Consider the following 25,172-nt stretch of genomic DNA (forward strand, 5'->3'; position numbering starts at 1 on the left):
TTTAAGATTGTGCTGATTTAAGAGGTAAGACAATATCAATGGCAACACCCTGCTTGCAGCTTGTTTGCAATTGTCCGCCGAGTGCTCTGACACGTTCGCTCATGCCAGTTAATCCATTTCCTTTTTCTAATTTAGGAACCTGTGTCATGCCCTCAAAACCGTTATCAGAAAGATGGAAATAAACATAGTCGTCATCACTATTGAGCTTGCAATGACACACGGTCGCTTGCGAATGCCGAATGATATTCGTAATCGCTTCACGCAGTGCTAAGGCGATCACATTTTCTATCGCTGCGGGCAGGGGTTTTATTTTTGAATCTGCATCAAATTTGCCTTCAAGCTCACTGACAAATTTCACATTTGCGGAGTCCAGCGTATTTCTTGCGCCGCGCAATTCATGCGCTAACCCGGTATCACGATAACCAAGCACCGCAGAGCGCACTTCTGCTAATGCCTGACGTGCGGTTTGTTCAATATCGGCGATCTCTTTTTGACATGCACGCTGATCACGATCAAATAGCTTACGCGCCAACTCGGCTTTTAAGGTAATCACGGACAAAGTGTGTCCAAGTAAATCGTGCAAGTCACGAGCAATACGTTCACGCTCGGCCAACGTTGCGAGATGTTCGATTTCTTCCTGCTTACGGAATAACTTCTCATTGGCGCGTTCAAGTCTCTCGCCAATAATTGCGCCAACCGCACTAGGGATACTAAAAATCAGAGCGGGAACCCAAAACGTCGGTGCCAATTTCATCACGTAGCTACATACCGCAACGATAAGCCACACCGATCCCAAAGCAATATATGCATAGCGTGGATTATGTTGAAAGCGTGAACTCATGGCGGCGGCGAAAATGACGAAAGTAGAGCCGCCAGGATTGAATCCTGCCCAGGCGATTCCAAAGCCGCAGGTAATCGCAATACACACACCAACACGCCAGTCGTAGACCCAAAAACTATATAAATAAATCGGCAAAAAAACCAAAATACTCAGCGCCACTAAACATAATTCCAGCGCACTTGGGAACACATAAAAATACTTCCAACCAAAAAACACAAAGGACAGTAACCAGAAATACGGCGCTTTGCCATAACGAGGCGGTATCCAATCGCGACTCCAGATAGGCGTTAACTGTGTAAAAACCGACATGTCTCTCCTTTTTGTTATTGTGATTGCGCTTGTTCCTGCGTTCTAACCAGCGCTAATCTGGCTTCTCAATGTGAGCGAAAGTATATGCCGAACTAGGGCGTGTTGAGCTAATATCTTGAACAAACCAGTATCTTCACAAGCTTGTCATGAACACCTGATGTTTACTTTTCGATCAGCGATACAATTCGGTCAAACAGTAATGTAATGTTGCCCGACTATCGACATGATTTGTAGAGTCAATTGACACACAATTTACCTGACAATTGTCACCTGTCCCGATTGATGAATTATCGATGCGTATTATTTCTTTGCGCGCGGATGGGTCGCATCATAAACTTGCGCCAGATGTTGGAAATCTAAGGCGGTATAAACTTGCGTCGCTGCGATGGAACTATGGCCGAGCATCTCTTGCACCGCACGCAAATCTCCAGATGATTGTAAAACATGTGACGCAAATGAATGACGCAAAACATGCGGATGCACATCGGCCGGAATACCAATCGCCCGTGCATGTGCCTTCAATCGTAATTGTACTGAGCGAACCGACATCCGATTGCCACGTTCATTCAAAAATAGCGCCTGACTTTCTAGCTTGAGTAAGGTGGGGCGTATCGCCAACCAATCTTGCAATGCCACTAAAGCTGGCTTACCAACTGGTACGATACGTTGCTTATTGCCTTTTCCGGTCACATGGACTTCTGCCTGCGCGACATCTACCCAACCCAAGCTGGTATAACTGGCATCGCTGAAGTCACGCACATCCAGACTAACTAATTCAGATACCCGCAAGCCACTGGAGTAAAGCAATTCGAACATCGCACGATTCGCTAAAGGCGTAGCCTCATCGCTGCCATGATGGGCGACCAAATGCACAGCGTCATCTGCGCCCAAAGCTTTTGGTAAGGACTTGGATTTCTTTGGTGCTTTAATGCCTTCAACCGGATTCGCTGGCATCGCTGTCTGCTCAGCCAACCAACGATAAAAGCCGCGCCAACTCGATAATTTGCGGGCAATACTGCGCGGGTTCAGTTGCTGCGAGTGCAGTTGTGAGGTTAGCCTACGGAGATCAAAATAGCTCAAGCTTTCTAAGCTTCGTTCTCCGGCAAATTGCTGCAATTCGATTAAATCTAAGCTGTAGGCACTAATCGAATGTTCGGATAATTGACGTTGATGACGCAGAACGCCTAGATAGGTTTGTATCCAGCCATTCTGCGTTTCGTCTGTCATGTTTGCCAACAAATCGGTGTGTTAGGCATCAATCATGCACAGCAAAGCGGCGCTCGAGGTGTCTGCAATTTTCGATAAGAAATCGGTTGCCATGTCTTTGGTGAAGCGTGTGGAATCAGGCGAACCCAAAACCAATAAACCAAAACATGGTTCATCCAAACTCAAGCGCAAAGGCAGCATGGCTATCGATGCAACTGGTTGATCTGATTCTATCCACGCAGCCGCTTCAAAATCATTATTGGCACCACAAAATGGTGTTCTCAGACCTTTCGCGAAGAGTTGCACATCTTCGGTGGTTGGTGCAGCAAACCAGGTATGGGTGAAATCCGGCGCGACATTCCATAAACGTAAAGTAGCGTGTGGCAAAGCAAAAATTTCTTGTAAGCTGCGCGTCAAAATATACGGCAAATCGACATCATTGCGTGCCAATAACAGTTCGCGTGTCCATTGTTGAAAACGATCAGTAATGACGTCGTTGTCTTGTGCCACGCGCATTAAATCTGACAGGCGTAATTCCATCACCTTCAATTTTTCACGCACGATTTCCATTTGCCGCTCTTGCAAAGAAATACTGCGCCCCATAACCGGACTAGTCAGTTTAATCTGCGCCAAAAGTTCAGCATGCTCTTCAAAAAAGTGCGGATGTTGGCTCAGATATTCAGCGATGTCGTTGCTATTCATTATTCGTCAACTCAATTCTTAATTCAATTTTTTAACTTGTTTTTTACTTGTTTCTTCACTTGTCTCGTGGCGTATTTTGTGACGTATCTCGCAACTGGTTTATTCAAACCAAGGTCAACATATTCATCCAGCGACGTCAATCTCGCCTTCAAAGACCGCAACAGCAGGTCCACTCAAAAATACAGGTTGACCTTCTCCAGCCCAGGCAATTTGTAAATCACCGCCACGCATCGCTACTTCCACCGGGCTTTGTAATAGCCCCCGACGTATGCCAGCAACTGCGGCAGCACAAGCGCCCGTACCACAAGCTAAGGTTTCACCCGCACCACGTTCATACACGCGCAAATTCACGTGATGCATATCGTGTACTTGCATAAATCCGGCGTTCACACGTTTTGTGAAAAGAGGATGCCTCTCAATGGCAGGGCCTTCACTCGCCACTGGATGCAAGGCTGTATCACGGACAATCTGTACCGCGTGCGGATTTCCCATAGAAACACAGGAAATCTCAACGACATGATCTGTCAACGGCAATAAATACAGGGTGTCGGCGGCCTGATGTTGTGTTGCCAAACCATCGGCATCAAAACTAGCATCAGCCGGAACGAAACTTGGAACGCCCATATTGACAGTAATTCTGCCGTCAACAGCAATTTCTGGTTCGATCACGCCCGACATCGTCAACACACGAATTTTCGATTTATTCGTCAAGCCTTTATCCAGCACAAAACGCACAAAGGCGCGCGAGCCATTTCCGCACTGTTCAACTTCGCCACCGTCCGCATTAAAAATACGATAACGGAAATCCAGATCAGCACTAGGCGCCACTTCAACTACGAGAATTTGATCAGCACCGATACCGAAACGGCGATCGGCGAGCGCACGCCACTGCTCGGTAGAGAAATTAATTTGTTGATTGATGGCGTCAATCACAATAAAGTCATTGCCGGCACCATGCATTTTGGTGAATTTAAGTTTCATCCTGAGATTATAGCTTGTGTTGGTGTTCAGACTGACTTATACACGCCACATCCGATCACGATATCCTCACTAATTCTTTCAATATAAGAGGTTTTCACCTCGACTCGATTCAATACTGGGTTTTCAATTGCATAATCGACCCAACCACCTTTTTCTGGTAAAGCAAAAGCATCGGCGACCAGTTTACGTCCATCTAAACCCGGCACATTAAAAAGATTCACCTCTAATTTTGCCGCATTACCAGCAAAAGCACGGTATTGACCACGACGATCAAATGCGAACACATACATATCGCGATCGGCAAACATCTTCTGTGTATCTTTGGTGATGTAATCTAATAAATTCATGCCCTGGTTTTTATACAAACTCATGGCTTTTCTGACCAGTGCATGCGCTTCATCAGCAGTACCCTGACGCAATTTGAACGCGGCAACGACCGCCGTTAATTTTTCAGCGCGCACGCCCAATTCAGATGATGCAGATTTTGCATTATCAACCATTGCACTATTGCTTTTCGTAATTTCATCGAGCTCATGAATCGCTTGTGAGATTTGAATCAAACTATGACTTTGCTCAGTTGATGCGGTGGAAATCGCATTAATGTCCGTTGCCAAACTACGAATACCAGAAACGATTTCCGATAAAGTTGTGTTCACCTCATGAATTTGTTTGACACCAACCTCTACCCGATTCACCGAATCGTCAATCAAATGCCGGATCTGTCGCGCAGAATCGGCGGTGCGCTGGGCAAGGCCACGGACTTCATTCGCCACCACAGCAAAACCACGGCCTTGTTCACCCGCGTGTGCGGCCTCGACTGCTGCGTTCAAAGCAAGAATATCGGTTTGAAACGCAATTTTGTCGATCATGCTCACAATTTCATGCACCTTGATTGAGCTGGTATGAATTTCCTGCATGGTATTGACCGCGGCACGCATGGTTTCATTGCTAGACTCCGCAATCATTCGTACATTGGATGCCAAATTATCGACTGACTTCGCGTTCGCGGCATTGTTCTTCACCGTCTCGCTCAAGGTGCCCATATTACTTGCAGTATCGACCAAGCTATGAGCTTGTTGCTCGGTCCGAATCGCCATATTATGAATGTCCTCGGATAACTCTTTACCCAGTTCAAGTACCATACTCGCATTGGTTCTGACATTCGCGACCAAGGCCGATAGATTGAAGTTAGCTTTATCAATCGCCATCGCAGTTTTCGCTATTTCATCGCTGCCTTCCGCATGTGTGGTGGTGGTCAAATCACCGGAAGCAACCACTTCGGCAGCGTGTTCCAGATTTTGTACCGCACGAATCAAATTCACATAAAAGCCAAAAGACATATACAGGCTCACAAGAATCATCAGCACCAACAGCGCGACGAGCGCATAAATTGTCCGATGCAATGCTTGCTTATCTTGCTGTAGTAATTGACTCAAACGAACTTGCGTTTCTGTTTGTAATTGCGCCGTCGACACCCATGCCTGCTGCGCTTTTTCCAGCACGATTTTCGGATTAGCGTCGATCTGCAAATGTTCTAGAAGTTGCTGGCTCGCCTGTTGCGCAGAAACTTGGGCTGGCAAAATAGGCTCTCCTGTACGCAGCATAGCTGCATACAGATGATCGCCAGCGCGCTTAGCCGTTTGCAATTGATCTCGCAACAAGTTCAACTGCATCGCAGTGAGTGGCGTTTGATTCTCGGACTTTAGTAGTGCCTGATGAAGGGCGAGGTGTTTGGCAAAGTAGCTAAGTGATTGTGTGAGATTCTGCGCACCTAGCTTTGCCAACAAGACGATGTTCGCCTCGGCATTGAAGAACAAGCCACTTTTTTCAATGACAGTATCGGAAAATTCTGCAAAACCAGTCTCTATCTGATTTAGGTCGCTCAATGCCATCTGTTCAAGAGAGGCATTTTTATCAGAAAATGCTAGTAACTGAGTGGATAGCTCTTGCCAACCTGAGCGCACAGTTAGTTGATCATGTTGCGCTAATCGGGCATCGGTCGCAGCGATTGCGGCTTTCAGACTTCGTTGATGTTCAAGCAGATTTTTCTGCGTATCGGTGCTACGCATCTGCTGTGTCAATCGCAACAGTTCATTACCTTGCTGCACCAGTTCAAGCCCATACAGCTTATTTTGAACTGCGTCGAAGCGCTTGATTTGCTGCATCAATACAGCGAAACCAAACAATACAGCGATCAGCAAAACACTTCCCAGCATTCCCAACAACTTAGTACGTAAGCCTAACTTGCTCATAACAAAAAGGCATGGGCGCATGAGCGTCGACAGCAATGATCTATTGACAGATTTCATCGTGATTTCTTTCTAGGGCGAAGAAGTAAGACGGCTTTATGCATTCTGGCAGATTTTTATCTATTTTCTAGTTAATTTAACGTTAGGTGAGCTAGGAATAACACTTACATGAGCGAATAGACCAGTACACTTATGCAAATTGTCAGTCATACTGTACTGGTCTTTTTGGTAGTGACTGTGCATGGGGAGGCAAAGAGTCACATGTTACTGTGCGAGCCTCGTAATTTAGACCCATTTTGGTTCACTTTTAGGCTTTGAGCGTATGATGCAGCCACAAGCTAGCATTTTCCGTTTCAGGGCATAGGCACATTCAAGCCACATTAGAATAATTCCGGAGGCAGCATGAATTCACCCAATAAGACCGAGCAATCCGCAGTCGCAGACACCTATGCAGATGCATCGATCAATACCAAAGTTACCCTAGACGATAAGTACACCTTAGAGCGCGGTCGCGCTTTTATGACAGGCACCCAAGCCTTGATTCGCCTAACGATGTTGCAACGCCAAGCCGATGAAAAGGCTGGTTTGAATACTGCTGGCTTTTTGACTGGTTATCGCGGTTCGCCACTCGGTGCGGTCGATATGACGGCTGCCAAAGCAAAAAAACATCTGGACAAGTACCACGTTAAATTTCACCCAGGCGTGAATGAAGATTTAGCGGCGACTTCGGTATGGGGTACGCAACAAGTCAATTTATTCCCCGGCGCAAAATACGATGGCGTGTTCGGCGTATGGTATGGCAAAGGCCCGGGCGTGGATCGTTGCGGCGACGTATTTAAGCACGCGAACTTAGCCGGTACTTCACCACACGGTGGTGTATTGGTGATTGCTGGTGATGATCATGCCGCGAAATCTTCTACGGCTGCGCATCAAAGTGAACATATTCTGAAAGCTTGCGGTATTCCCGTTTTGTATCCATCGTCGGTACAAGAATATCTGGACTACGGCCTGCACGGTATCGCGATGTCGCGTTACACCGGTTTGTGGGTAGCGATGAAATGCGTAACCGATATCGTCGAATCTGGCTGCGTGGTCGATATTGATCCTGATCGCGTCAAACCAGTGATTCCTACCGATTTCGTGATGCCAGCAGATGGCGTACACATCCGTACACCAGACCCAATTCTGGCGCAAGAAACGCGCATGAATAATTACAAATGGTATGCGGCTTTAGCGTATGCCCGTGCGAATAAACTTAATCAAATTATTTGGGATAGCCCGAACGCGAAGATCGGTATTATCACTGCCGGTAAATCTTACCTCGATACACGTCAGGCTTTGGCAGATTTGGGGATTGATGAACAAGTCGCGAAAGATATCGGTATTCGCCTCTACAAGATTGGTTTGACTTGGCCATTAGAATCTGACGGTGTGCGCGAATTTGCGACTGGCTTGGAAGAGATTTTGGTGGTGGAAGAGAAGCGTCAAATTCTTGAATACGCGTTGAAAGAAGAGCTTTATCACTGGGAAGAAGCAGCACGTCCACGCGTGGTTGGTAAGTTTGATGACACGGGTGAGTGGACCAATATTCAGGGCAGCGGTCACGGCGAATGGTTATTGCCAGCAACGTATGAACTGAGTCCAGCGCAAATCGCGCATGCGATTGCTTCACGTATCAGCCGCTACTTCGCTGGTCATCCAGTTGAACAACAAGTCAAAGAGCGCGTCGCTTATTTAGAGGCGAAAGAAGCGGCTTTGAATTCTGTGTCTAAGCCTGATGCGAACAAAGATCGTATTCCGCATTTCTGCTCAGGTTGTCCACACAATACGTCCACTAAAGTACCAGAAGGTAGCCGTGCTTTAGCCGGTATTGGCTGTCACTACATGGTGACTTGGATGGACCGTGAATCCACAACATTCACCCACATGGGCGGTGAAGGCGTGACTTGGGTTGGTGCTGCGCCATTCACCACCGAGAAGCATGTGTTCTCGAACCTGGGTGACGGCACTTATTACCACTCTGGTTTATTGGCAATTCGCGCTGCGGTATCCGGCAATGTGAATATCACTTACAAGATTTTGTTTAACGATGCGGTGGCGATGACTGGCGGTCAGGAATTTGACGGTCCACTCGATCCGGGTATGATCTCACGCCAAATCGCAGCCGAAGGCGTATCACCTATCATTGTGGTGACCGACGAGCCAGAAAAATATCCAGCGAATTATCCATGGGCAGCTGGCGTGACGATTCGCCATCGTAGTGAACTCGACGCCGTACAACGTGAATTGCGTGAATGCAAAGGCGTTTCCGCGATGATTTACGACCAAACCTGTGCGTCAGAAAAACGTCGCCGCCGGAAAAAAATTGGTAAAGACGGCAAGCCAGGTTTCCCTGACCCAGCCAAACGTGCAGTGATTAATGAAGCCGTCTGTGAAGGTTGTGGTGATTGTGGCGTGCAATCGAATTGCTTATCCGTTGAACCTTTGGAAACCGAGTTCGGACGCAAGCGTCAGATCAATCAATCTTCATGCAATAAGGATTACTCCTGCGTGAATGGTTTCTGCCCAAGTTTTGTGACGGTCGAAGGCGGCAAGTTGAAAAAGCCAGCCAAGACCAAGGTCGAAGCGGGCGGCGCATTTGATGTCAGCAGTTTGCCAGCACCAGTATTGCCAAGCACCACAACGCCGTATGGCGTGATCGTGACTGGTGTTGGTGGTACAGGCGTCATCACGATTGGTCAAATCATGGCGATGGCGGCGCATTTGCAAGGTAAATCTTGCTCCGTGCTGGACATGACAGGCTTGGCGCAAAAAGGCGGCGCGGTGATGTCGCATGTACGTTTAGCGGACAAAGCTGAAGATATTCAATCAACGCGTGTTGGTACTGGCATGGCGGATCTTGTGATTGGTTGCGATTTGATCGTCACAGCAGGCAAAGATGCAGTTTCTCGTATGGGCGAAGGTCGTACCCAAGGCGCTATCAACGCGAGCAGTAGCCCGACTGCGACCTTTATTAAGAATCCTAACTGGCAATTCCCAGCCGGTTCTGCCGAAGCGGAAATTCGCAAAGCTTGCGGTCAGGATCGTGTCGATATGGTCGATGCGACCACGATCGCCACCGCTTTGATGGGCGATAGTATCGCGGCAAATATGTTCATGCTCGGTTACTCATGGCAAAAAGCTTGGGTGCCCTTGACTGAAGCAGCTTTGATGCGCGCGATTGAATTAAACGGCGTACAAATCGACTTCAATAAGCAAGCTTTTAATTGGGGTCGGATTGCTGCGAATGATCTGGCAGCGGTACAGCGTTTAACCACGCCAGCGCAAGTCATCGAACTCAAGCGTGCACCAACGCTGGACGATACGATTGCGAAACGCGTGGCTTTCTTGACCGACTATCAAAACACAGCTTACGCACAAATCTATAGCGATTTTGTGAATCAAGTCAAAGCAGCGGAAAGCAAATTGGTGGATGGTAAAGGCTTGCGCTTGACTGAAGCGGTGGCGAAGTATTTGTTTAAATTGATGGCGTACAAAGACGAATATGAAGTTGCGCGTCTGTACACCGATGGCAAATTCAAGCAAAAAATTGCCGATATGTTTGAAGGGGATTACGCGATTAACTTCCATCTTGCACCACCATTATTGGCGAAGCGTAATGACAAAGGCGAGTTGATCAAGCAGCAGTTTGGACCATGGATGATGAAGGCTTTTGGTGTGTTAGCTAGCTTCAAATCTCTGCGCGGCACGGCATTAGACGTATTTGGCTATACCGAAGAACGTCGCATGGAACGTGCTTTGCCTGTCGAATACAAGCAATTGATCAGCAAGCTACTACCGCAGCTGAATGCAGACAACTTATCGAAGGCAGTCGCGATTGCGAGTATTCCAGAAGACATTCGCGGCTATGGTCATGTGAAAGAACGTCATTTCAAATTGGCGAAAGAAAAAGAAGCAAAACTGTTAGCGGAATTTGGCCGTCCTACTACGCCAGAAACCCAAGTACAGTCAGCAGCATAAGCACAACAGGCTTGATCAAGCATCACATGCTAGAATTCACACCTGATAGCAGCTTGGTTTAATTCAAAGTGCACAAGAAAAATGATCGGCTAGTCCGGTCATTTTTTATCCTGTTTACTGTAATTTAAGAAAGCATTTCCCATGCAAGAACGTCATCTAATCGCTTATGCGGCAATCAATTTATTCATTGCAATCGCTGCTGGTGCCTTCGGTGCACATGGTTTAAAAGCGATACTGAGCGCCGAGATGCTCAGCATTTGGCAAACTGCTGTGCAATATCAAATGCTGCATGGTTTAGCTTTATTAGCATTAGCAAATTTTTATCCGCGATGGCAAACCAAGCCGATTCGTCTCAGCGCCATCTGCATGTTAATCGGTATCGTTTTATTTAGCGGCAGCTTATATTTGTTAGCTTGGACTGGGGTGCGCGTACTCGGGGCGATTACACCAATCGGTGGCGTGGCTTTCTTAATGGCCTGGGCAATTTTGTTATGGGCAGCACTCACTGACAAATCGCTCTAAGCATCGCTCTGCACCTGTGGTGCGCGCGCTGTAAGCGGTGTAAACTGTCTTGATATCAAAAGGACTTGCTATGAAATTTGAACATCTGGTTGAAATCAATGATTTAACCAATCCCGCGATCCCCGTCATCACGCGTGATCAGTTATGGCGTGGCTTGATCATGCGCGCTGAATCGCCGCAGCTATTTGTCGATTACATTGATGAGTGCAGTATCACAGAGCGTAGTGAAGTCGCGATGACGCGCGTACTGCGCTATGGCGAGCTAGTCATTCGTGATCAGGTGAACTTCGTTCATCACACACATGTACATTACGATGTACCATCGCAAAAAGATATTCCGCAATCTTCATTACGTATGAGCATAGAAGAACCATCGCCAAATGCGCTGTTTGTACGCTTTGAGTACGACAATGGTCAAACCGAGCAACAAGATAAAGAGAACGAAATGTATGACGCCTACCGTCGTTCTGCCTACGAAGAGGCAGATGTCGATACAGTACGAGTGATCCGCGATCTGGTAGAAAGCGGTCGTTTAGATTCACTACTTTCCTGATTTCCCACCAAGACTACGAGCCCAATATGACGATGACCACAACTGCACCAGTACCTTTCCTGGCAAAAAAACTTAAACGCAAACAATTTGCCAGCACTGGCGATGCACATATCCAAGGTGACTTACAGATCACCAATCAAGTCATCATCGGTGGCGACCTCTTAGTTGACGGCAATCTCGAAGCAGAAGAAGTCTTCTGCCTCGGCAAATTAACTGTGACAGGCGACATCAAAGTACAGTCTTTGTATGTCGGCCAAGCGCTTGATTGCGCTGGTGATATTGAAGTCGAATTCTTATTAAAAACAGGCTGCAATGCAGAGTGGATGGCACGTCTGTTAGAACTTGACCAAGCTAAGCCAGCCAAAGATGGTAGCGCGTACATGGATAAACTAGTACATCCAGCGATTCTAAAACGTGATGCACACCACGAGACTTTTGGTGGTTATGGCGATATCCAAGTGCTTGGCTATTTGTCTTGCGATGTCCTTGATTGCCACGGTAATTTGCAATTGGATGATGTATTGGATGTCGCCGAAGTGCAATACGTCGGCGGCCATTTGAGCGCCATTGCGATTGCAGTAGATGGCGACGTCAATGTCAAAGGTGAAGTGTTTAGTGAAACCGATATCGCCGTCAACGGCGGTTTGTTCGCTGGTGAAGTGATCTGCCAAGGCAATTTGAATGTGGGCTCGGTGCACAGCCATGGCGACATCAGTGCTTGGGGCACAATACGCGCGGTCGGACAAATCACTAGCCTTAATGGTGAAATCCATAGCGGTCGCTGGATCGCCACCAAGGGCACCGTGTACGCCGCAAAGTACATCAAAGCGGGCGAAGCGTTGGTCGCTGAAAAAGGCATCACTTGTGGTGCTGATTACGGCATTCTGGCAGCAACCACTGTCAAACGCTCTTTATGGGAAACACGCGGTTTTGTTTCTGCACCGACCAAGCCAAAGTTAGTTTTGTCGGGTAAATTTGTCGAAGACAAAAAACTCAAGCATATCGATGCTTTAGAAAAGAAGCGTGATTGGGAATTAGACTGGGAAGTACCGCGTCGTTTGCAACGCGATATGGTGGGTTAATATTTATAAATTTAAATAAATTTCTCATAAAAATAAGGCTTCTAGTTTCTTAACTAAGAAGCCTTTTTAGACAAAAACGAATTTAGAAGAAATTCATGTCGCTTGAGGTTACGCCAACTAAACCCAAGGCGTATGCTGTGTTGCTAGGCGTAACTGCGGCAGCAATTCGAACCCCCTGTTCGTAACCGTTTTCCACATAGTTAATACCCCAATCAATCGCTACCGTTCTTCCAACCAAGTACTTATTGTCCAGCAGATCCGCAACATAACCAAACTCAGCATCTCCTTTAAAGGTGTGTGCTGAGTTCAGAATATCTTGTGCTAGGGAACTGCGACTAGCGGCTCCCGTCGTCAGCTTGTTATTCCAATAATTGAGACCACCCTCATCAGCTCCATTGTTTCTACCAAGGACATTTCGGTAAAAGGTGTGAATGAAATCTTCATTCGTCATCGATGTTGTAAAGCCTGTTAATGCAGCAAATTGGTCAGAAGCACCAATGTTATAAAACGACTCTGAAATTTGCGCAATCGATTGACCGTTTTTGAACTCATCGATCCAATAAGCAACTCCATCTGCATCTGGTGTGCGATTGAAAAATGCGACGTAAAGCTCAATCAGCATTTTGACATCCGCCTCAGCAATAGACGCGGCTTTTTCTTTGACCGTTAAATTAAGATTTATATTGGAAAATTTTAAATATTCAACACCAATCAAAGTGTCGACCTCCTTATTTCCATAATATTTATCTTCCACTTTAAAACCTGTATCTGTCTTGGTGAATTTATAGTCAGATAAATAGCGTGAATAAGGAACGGTATCAAAGCCTGATCCTCCTATAATATGATCGTCTCCGGCACCACCGACCAGCGTATCATTACCCGCTCCGCCATCAAGCACATCATTACCGCCATTGCCGGATAAATAATCACTGCCAGCCATACCGAATAAATTATCTTTCGTCCAGCCGCCAATGAGATGGTCATTAGTAAAATCGCCTGTCTTTTCGATTCCCGCGACACCACCTTTTGGATCGAACAGTTCCACAAAATGATTTTGACTAAATTGACTAGCATCGACGTTTTTGAGATTCAATATAGCTTTCCCTATACTCGGCCCTGTACCATCCAAATCTGCGATCAGTAAAGTATCTTTTTCACTTTGTTGCAGGCTTAGATAGCCATTCGCAAAAGGATTGCCTTTAATCGACGTGGAATAATTCATCTCCGCTAAAACGGCATTTAATGAAATCCTGTCACCTCCGGCTACTAGTTCGAAATCAAAGACATTAAACGTATTTGAACTGTAGCCGTATCTTGGCGTGAATAGATCAGCCTCAGGGCCTCCGGTAACGTTGAGCCTGAGATTATTATCAAAGTAACCGCTAATGGTAAATTGATCCATCCCGGAACCACCGTTAAGTGAGAGGTAACGCATACCTGCGAACGAAGAATAGTTCGATGAAATTGTAAAGCTATCGTCGCCTTCCGCGCCGCCAAACGTACCATTGCAGGCGGAAATAAAAAAGGCGTCATTACCAGAGCCGCCATCCGCGTTGTTCGTGCCAATTCCGTTAGAATAAATCTCATCATTGCCACTGCCGCCAACAAAAATATTATCCCCATCGCTGTCGACTAATACATCATCACCAGTCCCGCCAAATAGTTCGTCATTACCTAAGCCCCCCTCAATCTCGTCGTTTCCAGCAGCGCCATTGAGCGTGTCGTTTTGCTTGCTGCCGGTCAGTTTATCGTTTTGATCATCACCGTCTCTAACCATGCCGAGATCGACACCAGTCGGCGAATAAGCGCCAATAAAATTGGCAGCAGTTAAGCTACTTGATTGCACTCCCTGGAGAACAAGAACATCCTGAAACTGTCTTAATCCTGTTGGCCCATCGGTATCAATTTGTACAACCGTATCTTGACCACGTTGTAGCAAACGTGCAAAACTAATCTCTCCAAACGGGTTTTTGCCATCGAAGTAATAAAAATATTCTGAATTGAGATCAATGTAGTCTCCCTTAGCACCACTTATGAAATCAGTTACGATATACGGGGTGTTACGTGTTACATTCGGTGCGTAAAAGGTATCAATACCATTGCCACCGGAAACGAGTAAACTGCCACTGAATGTGCCATTCCCACCTTGAACAATTATTTTATCGTGCCCATTTCCACCATTGACGCTAATTTGACGACTATTACTTTGCAAATTAGCATAACCCAAATAGACCTCAATTAGATCATTGCCATCGCCGCCATTTAGTTCATCACTTCCACTTCCACCGCTAAGAGTATCGTTCCCATTTCCACCGTTGAGCTGGTTTTTACCAATGCCACTGGTTCTTAAATAGTCGTTGCCGTTCCCGCCATTCAGCTGATTGTCACCAATTGATCCATCGTCAGAAAGAGTATCGTTATCATTCTCTCCATTTAAAATGTCGTTTCCTTCACCGCCACTGAGCTGATCAATGCCGTCACCACCGAAAAGCTGGTCATTACCACGACCACCGTCTAATCTGTCATTGCCAGCACCACCAAATAAATGATCGTTGAGTAAACCGCCGACCAAATTGTCACTGACCATTCCACCGCGAATTGTCATGCCGTCGTCTGAGCCGTTCGGATTCAAGCCTTGACCAAAATTCAATGTACTTAGCGCACTTAATTGGGTGTTACTCAAAATAACGAGTGGTCGGAAGCCGTATGTGCTGAAGTTAGGACCGTCATAATCATATTCGATCACAGTATCGTTGTCCTTTTGAATCAACCTGAGCATGCCAGAAGGTCCAAAAGGATTGCCACCTTGATAGTTGCTGTTCAATAAGCCGAACAAATCGATGACATCTGCTTGAAGTCCTGTCTGAAAATCCGTGATTGTCAACAGACCATTAATTGAAGAAGAGCGTATGTTATAAGTATCAATGCCACTTCCACCACTCACAGTAGCCTTAGACTCTGCTATATATGGTGAAAAATTGAAGATGTCGTTTCCATCACCAAGTGCAATCAATGTAGTACCAGGAGTGTAAGCTGTACCCCAACTACCATAATCAACTACGTCATTACCTGAACCAGCGATAATCGTATCGGCGCCACCTGCAGAATAAAATTGATCATCGCCGTCACCGCCATCGGCTGTACTACCAGCACCGTTCGAATACAAAGTGTCTTTACCTGCTCCACCTCGCAAGATATTTTTGCCGGTGCTATCCATCAACGTATCGTTCCCGTCACCACCATCTAACAAATCATTTCCATCACCTCCATCTAGACGGTCATTACCCGCACCACCGTTGATGCTATCGTCTCCGCTTTCGCCATATAAATTATCCTCACCAGTGTCACCAAATAATTGGTCGCTCCCCTTACCTGCTCGAATATTGTCAGCGCCAGCATCACCGTAAATCGTATCGTTAAGATCCTTCCCTTCGAGATTATCATCGTTCAAACTGCCTCGTATGATTTGTCCCTCGTTACTGCCACTAGGGTTCCAGCCATTCGCAAAACTGGTCCCATTTAATTGTTTAAGATCGAGATTTTCAAGAGTCAAAATAGGATGCATTGCATAAGCGTTACCAGCAGCGCCATCGTCATCGATAAAAATAACGACATTCGTGCCATCTTGCGTGGCTTTCAAAAACGCAGTACTACCAAATGGATTGTCTTTTACGTTAGGAAGTAGTGCTGTGAGATCAATTAAATCGGCATCACTGTTAGAGAAGTCTTTAATTTTGATATCGCCAACATTGGAGATACGCAGTGCAAAAATGTCCTTACCCGCACCACCGACAATGCTGACATTGTTGATTTTGCCGTAAGCATTTATCTCAAACTGGTCGTTTCCATTACCGCCGTCAAAAGTACCGCCGTCAACTGAATTAATAAAAATCAAGTCGTTGCCGTCTTGACCCCGAATCAAATTCTTACCGCTAGAATCACTAAGGTAATCATCACCACTACCACCTTCTAGGGTATCGTCGCCATCACCACCGTGCAGTGAATCATTGCCAGATCCGCCTTTCAAAAGATCATCACCAATATCTCCGTAAATAGTATCGGCATCATTGATTGAGTTTTCATCACCACCGATTAAGGTATCATTTCCTTTTCCGCCGTAAATCGTATCGGCACCAGATCGCCCAGAGATATGATCGTCTAGAATATTTCCTCTCAGTTCTTCCGCATTATCGGTGCCAACTAAGGTCATGCCGATGGAGCTTCCGTCAGGATTCAGCCCACCCGAAAAATTGTCCGCACTTAATTGCGTGACTGTGATGTTTTTCAGCGTAAGAATCGTGTAAAAATTGGTATCCGATTGATTTAGGGATTTAGCTTGCAACAAGGTATTTTGACCATCTTGTTTCAAACGTACAAAGCCACCTTCAGCGAACGGATTTTTATTGAATTGCGAGAAGGACGAAATAAGATTTGCAAAGTCAATCTTATCGCCATTTTTTCCTGTACTAAAATCACTTACAACGTACGGACTGTTACGATAAAAAGCATAATTTCCGATTAAAAACGTATCACTTCCATTTCCACCAAGTACATTGATGACGTTGTCACCACTATCGAAATATAAATTGAAACGATCGTCGCCGTTACCACCATTCACAGTTCCTTCACGACTCGCTCCCAATTTGGTTGAGTAAGAAATATAGTCATCACCTTCGCCACCAAGCACATCGTCTGAGCCGTTTGCAGAAATTTTGTCATTTCCAGCGCCTCCATCAAGTTGACTGAACGCACTTGCAATATAGTTGTAGTTAGAATTTAAAGTATCGTTACCATCACCGCCTCGCAACATATTATTTCCAGAGCTATCTTCAATATAATCGTCGCCGGCACCACCATCCAACTCATCATTACCTTCGCCACCAACTAAGCGATCATTATCAGAATCTCCATATAATTTATCGTCGCCAGCATCACCATAAAGTGAATCCGCGCCAGAATTGCCGTGCACAGTGTCATTTCCGCTTCCGCCATATATGGTGTCACCACCATAGTAGCCACCAACTTCGTCACCGCCATTAACAACGTCATTTCCCTCATTGGCTTCGATCTGATCTCGACCGGCACCACCGTTGATCACATCGTTCTTTGTACTACCGTAAATGGTATCGTCACCTGAAGTGCCAGTAACATCCATCGCGACATTACTAAATTCCGTGCTGAAATTTGCCACTGAATACCCGTTATTCTGGTAACTAACACCATTCGCAGTTTTGACTAATCCTGTAGATAATTCTATGCGATACTCAGACGCGAAATCAAAATCGAGCGCTGGATTCAACGTCAAAACAGCGCCAGAAATAGTGATGTTTGAGCTAGTGACACTCTCTTGAAGCACAATCTCTCCCTTACTATTCTTGATTGTGATAAATCCAGTACCAGCAATAATCGCCTCACTAAACGTAATAACGATATTCGAATTGACTGCAGCTCGACCTTGATAATATCCAGGAGAAATAGACTTAATATATAAGGTAGTTGTAGTGCTTTGAGAAGTGCTTAAAGTAGTCATCTGCAGAGAAATAGAGTTATTCAAAAGAGTTAACATACATTCTAACTCTTTCGAACATCCATGTAAAAAAATAGCAACTTAATGCGTTAATCTCCTACAGAGAACTTGAGCCCTCACTCAACAGAAAGACAAACTATTGCATAATAAAACACCGTCGTTGCATGTTTTATTTACTTGCGTTAACACAGAGGGGAGACGGGTAAATACAAATCGATAGTTACGAGTCGATGACACCACATATCCTACCGTCTTAAAAAATGACTCTTAAGGAAGTAATCCGAAGCAGATAAAATGAACTGATCCAGCCTGAAGCCACCGCATAGTTTTAGTGCGCAGCAAGACGAGCATATAAATCTAAATCGAGATAACTTTCATCCCTGCGCGCAGCTTGGCGTCGTCGGCCTTCATGCATAAAATTCAATTTCTGTAATAGTTTCGCACTGGCGATATTTGCCGGTTCAACTTCAGCATGCAGTCGATGCAAACCCAATTCATCAAAGGCAAAATGTAGAATGCTCAACAAGCATTCATGCATCACCCCTAAGCCCCAATATTCTGGCAACAACCAGTATCCAATTTCCGCATTATTATTAAAGCTGTCGATTTCATAAATGCCACAAGTGCCGAGTAGACGATCTGGCGCGCGTGCTTCACAGATTGCCCACCAATATCCAGTTTGTGATTTTTCTAGATAGTCATACCAATCCATTTGCTCTTGGGTCGCGGCTTCGGTTTGATAAGAAATTCCATAGTGCGCAATCACACGTGGATTCGACAAACCTGAAAAGATCTGCGACCGATCAGACGCCTGAATTTGACGCAATAAAAATCGCGCGCTATGTCGGATTGGGAAAGCATTACCAGATGGGCGAGTCAACATGATAGGCGCAGGAAGATAAGTGAAATATCCAGAACTTGCAGTGTAACGGATTACACAATATTGACGTCATCAAGTTGTCAATTTATCGGTTTAAGATTTACGCCAAACAAAAATATGAAGATATAAACTCAACCTCGGGGGAATTCAGATGTATCCAAACAAACAAAAACTCATCATTTTCGATGCCGATGGCACCATCATCGACGCATTCAGTGCCATTGAAAGTACCTTTGCCCGACATGAAATGGCCATCGGCGATCTCGAAAGTTTTCAAAAACGGCACAAGTTCTTCAAGTACCTAGGCGGAATAAAAGAATTTCCGGCAAATATCAAAAAACAATTAGGTCGAAAGAGCAGACAACAAGTATTGGGAACCTTAACCGACGTGTATCGGGAAGAGGCGCAACTCTATGAGGGAGTTGCTGAGCTGATCAAGCAATTAATTGTACAAAAAGATATTCGAGTTGGTCTGGTCACACGCAACGTCAGTCATGAGCCGCAAATCACCATGGAAAAATTATTCGCGCGGCATGACATTGATATCAGCGAACTCGACTATTTCGCGCATGTTCCTATTCGCGCCAGCAAAGCGGATTTTTTCAAAGCAGCACGCAAACAATTTGACATCAATCCGGCACGCGCCTATGCCTGTGGCGATGAGCACAAAGATTACCACGCTGCACTTACTGCCGGAATTTATCCCTTTGTCGTTTCTTACGGCTTTGAAGACTTCAAACGACTAACCAAGAAGTTTGAAGTTCCCGAGGAAGTCATCTCTCGAACGCCCCAGGAATTATGTGTACGAATTCGCCATGCTTTGGATTTGTCTACATAGTTCGTCTATCTTATTAGGATGTTTGGACGCGTTAAGTGCGTAGCGTTGATCAGATACGTGCAACCGAAGGCCAACTGACCTGCCACTCAATTTGAATATTTTTTGATTATTTTTTGATTTCTTGAGCTGTTTTTCTTCTAGATCCCGCGTAAACCTACAGGCGAACATTCACGGAACCGCCGAAAGTCAGCATTTCTACTGAAATTCGGTGGGAACAGACGATGAGTTCTTCAGGTTTATTCAATTTTGAGAAAGGTTTGATATGAGCAAAGTATTCAAATTACGTCAAAGCGCATTACTATGCAGCATTATTGCCGCATCTTTGGCTGCGTGCGGCGGCGAAGCTGCACACGAAACTCCACCTCCAAAACAGGTTGGCCTTGGCATCTTTAGTGCACCACCTGCAGCACCTGCTGACATCGTTAGCTTCACTGGCATTCGAAATAATTACACGATTACACGGACCATGACGGGCTTTGCGGTCAAAGACAATATTGGATCAGGAGGAACCGTTAATGTATCAAACCAAGCCAATTTGAAATTTGCCGACGTCACCATTAATCTTGGCTTAGGCGACAAATCCAAAACCATTTCTGAAGCCAGCCTAAAGAGATTGATTGAGCTGTACATTGCATTCTTTAATCGTGTTCCAGATGCCGATGGCTTATCGTACTGGATTGATAGAATCAAAGAAGGCATGACGATCGATATCTTGGCCAGCAATTTCTATAACGCCGCCTTAGAGTATTCAAGTTTGACAGGTTACTCAGCCAGTATGTCAAACGAAGAGTTTGTCAAAATTATCTATAAAAATGTACTCGGCAGATCTGGCAGCAATGCGCCGCCAGAGGTCGATGTGAATTACTGGGCGAATCAGCTCGCTACTGGTCAGTCGAGCAAAGGCAGTTTGATCGCAACCATGCTAACTGCAGCACATACTTATGCGGGAGATCCGACGTGGGGATGGGTCACTCAATTACTCGATAACAAAGTCAATGTTGGTTTATTTTTCGCTGTTGAACAAGGGCTCAACTACAACACACCGAGTGAGTCAATTGAAAAAACGATGGCAATTGTAGCGAAGATCACCTCTGCAAGTATCGCTTTAGCAAAGAGTACGATCAATATTCTTGACATCAACTTCAATGCAAGTGCTGCCTATAATCCCAATGGATCAGGAAATAATAATGGTAACAACGGGAATAATTCTGGCAGCGGTACTGGGGCATCCAAAGAATGCTACAACCAGAATTTGATTAAGCAAGGCGTTACTTACAGTACCGAAATGTCGTCAACCGTCGCAAGCTTGGGCACAACCACAGTATATGTCGTCAATTACAAACCAAATGGGACGGCAAGTTTTAACGGGATCAGTGCACAAGAATTATTAACCGATACCATCATTCTCAGTGGCGTTGGAACAGGTACCGTCAGCAAAATCAAATCGTATCTCAATGTATATGACAATGAATCACTGGCGTATGGCAATTCAGTCACACTGACCCTACCAGGTTTTGGCGACTACAATGTTGTGGGAACCATGACCCCACCAAAACGCACACCATTCTCGATGGCGGCGAATGAGAGTTTTGAGCAAACCTATAAATATAAGCAAGAGGCGGTTGGCAGCTTATTTCCGATCAGCTACCCAGAGCAAAGCATGACTGAGAAGCTAACTTTCTTAGGCATAGAAAGTGTTACGGTGCCAGCAGGTTCATTCAAAGCTTGCAAGTTCAAACACGATTCAACTGTAGATAGTGTCACCAGTGTTAGCTATACTTGGCAAATTTCAGACGCTGCTTATCGCGGCTTAACGGCAAAAATCGAAGCAAAAGATGTCGTTACGGTAGCAACGAAATTATCAATACAAGGACAATAAATATTGGTAGCCAGATGGAACAGGAATAGTGATTCTGCAACCACTCTTCCTGTTTCTATCTAGCCTAAATTAGGTTATTCAACCGCAAACAAGACTGCCACTAAAGAATCAATCACTGCCTTTTCAATATAAGCAATTGCGTCTGAATGCTTATTGAAACATTTCTTTACCGCTTAATCATTTGACAGGTCAAGCCATGAATCTGTGAAGGGGGATTGTAATTTGCGTCGGAGCTTCCCCGCATAATCTTGTCGCTGATTTTGATATAACAAAAAAGCAGTCACACCGATTAATGTGACTGCTTCCATTGAATTAAATCAAATCAATTCAAACAAAGAAATTAAAACTTCGCCTGATCTACATCCTGAATAAAGCGGATCAATCCTGCAAAATAGGCTTCGCTGTCATCATACATCGCCATATGACTACCTTTTGGACAGGTTAATGAACGCCCGCGTTTGACCTTGCTTGCCATCGCTGCCATGTACTGCGGGTCCATCGTGTCGTACTGCGCGCCTATCATTAAGGTGGGTACGTGAATTTTGGATAAGTCCGAGCTACGATCCCAGTTTAACAATTTCCCACTTGCGCCAAGTTCGCTTGGTCCTTGCATCGATACATAAATCTTTGCGTTCACATGCTTGAATGAGCGATTGACTGGATCTGGCCATTGCGCTTGCGGCATGCGCAAAACATGTTTTTCGTAATGATGCGGAATCAGTAATTCCATATAACGTGGATCTTCATACTTGCCTGCCGCTTCCAAAGCCTGCGTCTCTTTTAACACCGCTTGATCCATGGCTGGCATCAATACTTTTTTCGCATACTCGTTATAGGCGGGAATACTATCGACCATGTTCGATACGATCAAGCCTTTCAAATGTTGCTGATATTTGAGTGCATATTCCATCGCCAAAATGCCACCCCACGAATGGCCGAGCAGGTAAAAATTCGATTGATCTAACTTCAATGCTTGTCGCACTTGTTCGACTTCTTCCACATAACGCGGCAAGTCGATCAAGCTTTGATCTGTTGGCTGATCGCTGAAATGTGAACCTAATTGATCGTAGTAGTAATACTCAATATTCGCATTCGGAAAATAACTGTCGAACACTTCAAAGTATTCATGCGTCATGCCCGGACCACCGTGCAATAGTAAAACCTTCATGGTCGGATGATTGCCGACGCGTTTCGTCCAGACTTTAAAATCCCCTTTCGGTGTCGTGACATTAATGAGTTTTACACCACCAGATAGGCGATCATCGCGCTGGCTGTAATCAAGATAGCTGGATTTCTTGCCTGATTCAGCAGTCGCCGCTACTTGCTGTGGCGCCTCGTTTTTTTGACATGCGGTAGCGACCAAAATCAAGAGTCCGGCGCATAAATGCGTGCCAAATTGTTTGATCTGATTTTTAAACGAACTATCAACCATCTTACTTTCCTTCCTCAAGTACAGTTTCAATCCGGCGATCTGGCACCAGCCACATGAACGCCACCGCGACATAAATTGCTTGCGACAGCAAGGGTAATTGAAATGCCACCACGATCGCCGCTGCATACAACACTAAAGATAGTTTTCCTTTCACATCTTTGCCTATCGCTTTTCTCAATAAGGAGCTATCGCCAGCAGAACAAATCAAACTATATTGCAAGAACCAATAGGCTAGTGATGCCATAAACAAAATGACGCCGTACAAAGCGGTAGGACCAGCCGCGAAATGGTTTTCGCCCATCCAGCCGGTTGCAAATGGAATCAGCGATAACCAAAATAATAGGTGTAGATTCGCCCACAAATTTCCCGCACTGATTTTATGTGTCGCATGCAACATGTGATGGTGATTATTCCAGTAAATACCAATGTAAACAAAGCTCAGGATATAGCTCAAAAACACTGGCAACAAAGGAAGCAAAGCATCGACGCTCGCACCGTGTGGCACTTTGAGTTCCAGTACCATGATCGTAATAATGATCGCGATCACACCATCGCTGAATGCTTCGAAACGTCCTTTTCCCATATGCTTTCCCTTTCTTTTCTTAATATGCTTATGATGATTTGATCTTTGCCGTGTCATTTTTGTGATTACAATGTTCGACCCGATTTGTTTTTTTGATGTACGCCCATTGACGATTTAAGGCCATGACGCAGACTACTAGTGAATTTCCCAAACAAATCGCTCCGTCACCTCCAAGTTTCGGTTTAGCCCTAAGTTTTTGGCTGAAACTAGGCTTCATCAGTTTTGGTGGCCCTGCCGGACAAATTGCGATTATGCATCAAGAACTTGTGGAAAAACGTCGTTGGATTTCAGAACAACGTTTTTTACATGCGCTCAATTACTGCATGCTTTTACCAGGGCCCGAAGCACAACAATTAGCGACTTATATTGGCTGGCTCTTACATGGGGTGCGCGGTGGCGTGGTAGCAGGCCTGTTATTTGTGCTGCCTTCTTTGTTTATGTTGATTGCCTTGTCGTGGTTGTATATCGCTTACGGTCAAACTAGTTTGGTAGCAGGCTTATTTTATGGAATTAAACCAGCAGTGACCGCTATCGTTTTACAGGCCGCGCATAGAATCGGTGGACGTACTTTAAAGAATGCCAGTTTATGGACAATCGCCGTGGCGGCTTTTGTTGCGATCTTCGCCTTGAACTTGCCATTTCCTTTGATTGTCTTTTGCGCTGCGGCACTAGGCTATTTGGGTGGTCGATTTTTGCCACAAGACTTTTGCGCAGGCGGACATGCTAGCAAGGCGAATCAACTAAATTATGGCGCTGCGGTGATTGACGATCATACGCCAACACCTGCACATGCGCGCTTTCATTGGGCTGGTTTGAGTCGGGTTTTACTAGTCGGCATGGTGTTGTGGAGCTTGCCTATGTTGAGCTTATTATGGCTCTTTGGTTGGCAGCATACCTTGACGCAAATGGCGTGGTTTTTTACCAAAGCAGCATTCATGACTTTTGGTGGCGCTTATGCGGTGTTGCCTTATGTGATGCAAGCCGCGGTACATCACTATGGCTGGCTGAGTGCAGGGCAGATGATCGATGGTTTGGCCTTGGGTGAAACCACACCGGGACCTTTAATTATGGTGTTGGCCTTTGTCGGTTTTGTGACTGCGTATATGCAAGCACTATTTGGCGCAGATCAGCTTTTTCTTGCTGGGTGTATCGCGGCTGTTTTGGTGACTTGGTTCACATTTTTACCTTCGTTTATTTTTATTCTGGCTGGAGGGCCTTTAATTGAAAGCACCCATCATCAATTGAATTTTACCGCTCCCTTAACTGCAATCACCGCTGCAGTAGTCGGTGTGATTGTCAATCTCACGTTATTCTTTGCCTACCATGTGCTGTGGCCGCAAGGTTTTGCTGGTGGCATTGTTCATGGTATCGATCTTTGGTCAGCATGTATCGCAACTTTGGCCGCGCTTGCTTTGATCCGCTTGAAATGGAATGTGATGTGGGTGATCGCTTTGGCAGCATTGGCGGGATTGATGATACAGCTCATGTTGAAATAGAAAAAATCTCACCAGAGAAATCTGGTGAGATTTTTAACCTATCTTTACAGCTAATTTACGGCCACTACAAAT

Annotated in this window: 16 protein-coding genes; 7 read left to right on the forward strand and 9 right to left on the reverse strand. The window is 45.4% G+C overall.

Annotated features, from left to right (window positions below; translation table 11 throughout):
• Position 1: 1 nt before the first annotated feature.
• The 5 genes from H8K33_RS16740 to H8K33_RS16760 all read right to left on the reverse strand — a co-directional run bounded on the left by H8K33_RS16740 (position 2) and on the right by H8K33_RS16760 (position 6,291).
• Positions 2-1,150 (reverse strand): sensor histidine kinase, encoded by a 1,149-nt coding sequence (locus H8K33_RS16740; protein WP_186892207.1) that lies wholly within the window; start codon positions 1,148-1,150, stop codon positions 2-4.
• A 300-nt stretch (positions 1,151-1,450) separates the two neighbouring features.
• Positions 1,451-2,377: a tyrosine recombinase XerC gene (gene xerC / locus H8K33_RS16745; protein ID WP_186892208.1), complete on the reverse strand. Its 927-nt coding sequence runs from the start codon at positions 2,375-2,377 to the stop codon at positions 1,451-1,453.
• Positions 2,378-2,398: 21 nt separating this feature from the next.
• A complete protein-coding gene (locus H8K33_RS16750; RefSeq protein ID WP_186892209.1) occupies positions 2,399-3,058 on the reverse strand; it encodes a DUF484 family protein in 660 nt (219 codons plus the stop codon).
• Positions 3,059-3,181: 123 nt separating this feature from the next.
• The gene (gene dapF / locus H8K33_RS16755; protein ID WP_186892210.1) at positions 3,182-4,039 is read right to left on the reverse strand and encodes a diaminopimelate epimerase; all 858 of its coding nucleotides are present in this window, start codon (positions 4,037-4,039) and stop codon (positions 3,182-3,184) included.
• Positions 4,040-4,065: 26 nt separating this feature from the next.
• Positions 4,066-6,291: a methyl-accepting chemotaxis protein gene (locus H8K33_RS16760; protein ID WP_186892211.1), complete on the reverse strand. Its 2,226-nt coding sequence runs from the start codon at positions 6,289-6,291 to the stop codon at positions 4,066-4,068.
• Positions 6,292-6,690: 399 nt separating this feature from the next.
• On the opposite strand from H8K33_RS16760, the gene H8K33_RS16765 reads away from it, so the two are divergent.
• The 4 genes from H8K33_RS16765 to H8K33_RS16780 all read left to right on the forward strand — a co-directional run bounded on the left by H8K33_RS16765 (position 6,691) and on the right by H8K33_RS16780 (position 12,465).
• Positions 6,691-10,308, forward strand: a complete 3,618-nt coding sequence (locus H8K33_RS16765; protein ID WP_186892212.1) for an indolepyruvate ferredoxin oxidoreductase family protein — start codon at positions 6,691-6,693, stop codon at positions 10,306-10,308.
• Between the two features lie 141 nt (positions 10,309-10,449).
• On the forward strand, positions 10,450-10,830 hold the full coding sequence (locus H8K33_RS16770; protein WP_186892213.1) for a DUF423 domain-containing protein: 381 nt from the start codon (positions 10,450-10,452) through the stop codon (positions 10,828-10,830).
• A gap of 70 nt (positions 10,831-10,900) precedes the next feature.
• Positions 10,901-11,383, forward strand: coding sequence for an SRPBCC family protein (locus H8K33_RS16775; protein WP_186892214.1), 483 nt, complete (start codon positions 10,901-10,903; stop codon positions 11,381-11,383).
• Positions 11,384-11,409: 26 nt separating this feature from the next.
• On the forward strand, positions 11,410-12,465 hold the full coding sequence (locus H8K33_RS16780) for a polymer-forming cytoskeletal protein (protein WP_186892215.1): 1,056 nt from the start codon (positions 11,410-11,412) through the stop codon (positions 12,463-12,465).
• Positions 12,466-12,547: 82 nt separating this feature from the next.
• On the opposite strand, the gene H8K33_RS16785 is transcribed toward H8K33_RS16780, so the two are convergent.
• Together H8K33_RS16785 and H8K33_RS16790 are read right to left on the reverse strand one after the other, a co-directional pair.
• Positions 12,548-18,031 (reverse strand): type I secretion C-terminal target domain-containing protein, encoded by a 5,484-nt coding sequence (locus tag H8K33_RS16785; protein ID WP_186892216.1) that lies wholly within the window; start codon positions 18,029-18,031, stop codon positions 12,548-12,550.
• Between the two features lie 289 nt (positions 18,032-18,320).
• Positions 18,321-18,875 carry a GNAT family N-acetyltransferase gene (locus tag H8K33_RS16790; RefSeq protein ID WP_186892217.1) on the reverse strand — a complete coding sequence of 185 codons (555 nt, stop codon included), beginning with the start codon at positions 18,873-18,875 and terminating at the stop codon, positions 18,321-18,323.
• 148 nt (positions 18,876-19,023) lie between these two features.
• On the opposite strand from H8K33_RS16790, the gene H8K33_RS16795 reads away from it, so the two are divergent.
• Both H8K33_RS16795 and H8K33_RS16800 read left to right on the forward strand, forming a co-directional pair.
• On the forward strand, positions 19,024-19,710 hold the full coding sequence (locus H8K33_RS16795) for an HAD family hydrolase (RefSeq protein ID WP_186892218.1): 687 nt from the start codon (positions 19,024-19,026) through the stop codon (positions 19,708-19,710).
• 262 nt (positions 19,711-19,972) lie between these two features.
• A complete protein-coding gene (locus tag H8K33_RS16800; RefSeq protein WP_186892219.1) occupies positions 19,973-21,589 on the forward strand; it encodes a DUF4214 domain-containing protein in 1,617 nt (538 codons plus the stop codon).
• A gap of 340 nt (positions 21,590-21,929) precedes the next feature.
• Here the strand turns inward: H8K33_RS16800 and H8K33_RS16805 are convergent, their stop codons facing one another.
• Positions 21,930-23,021 carry a proline iminopeptidase-family hydrolase gene (locus H8K33_RS16805; protein ID WP_186892220.1) on the reverse strand — a complete coding sequence of 364 codons (1,092 nt, stop codon included), beginning with the start codon at positions 23,019-23,021 and terminating at the stop codon, positions 21,930-21,932.
• Position 23,022: 1 nt separating this feature from the next.
• Positions 23,023-23,604: a TMEM175 family protein gene (locus H8K33_RS16810; protein WP_186892221.1), complete on the reverse strand. Its 582-nt coding sequence runs from the start codon at positions 23,602-23,604 to the stop codon at positions 23,023-23,025.
• 122 nt (positions 23,605-23,726) lie between these two features.
• On the opposite strand from H8K33_RS16810, the gene chrA reads away from it, so the two are divergent.
• Positions 23,727-25,100, forward strand: coding sequence for a chromate efflux transporter (gene chrA / locus H8K33_RS16815; protein WP_186892222.1), 1,374 nt, complete (start codon positions 23,727-23,729; stop codon positions 25,098-25,100).
• Positions 25,101-25,172 lie beyond the last annotated feature (72 nt).

This window comes from Affinundibacterium amnicola (assembly GCF_014284275.1).
GTDB classification, from domain to species: domain Bacteria; phylum Pseudomonadota; class Gammaproteobacteria; order Burkholderiales; family Burkholderiaceae_D; genus Undibacterium; species Undibacterium amnicola.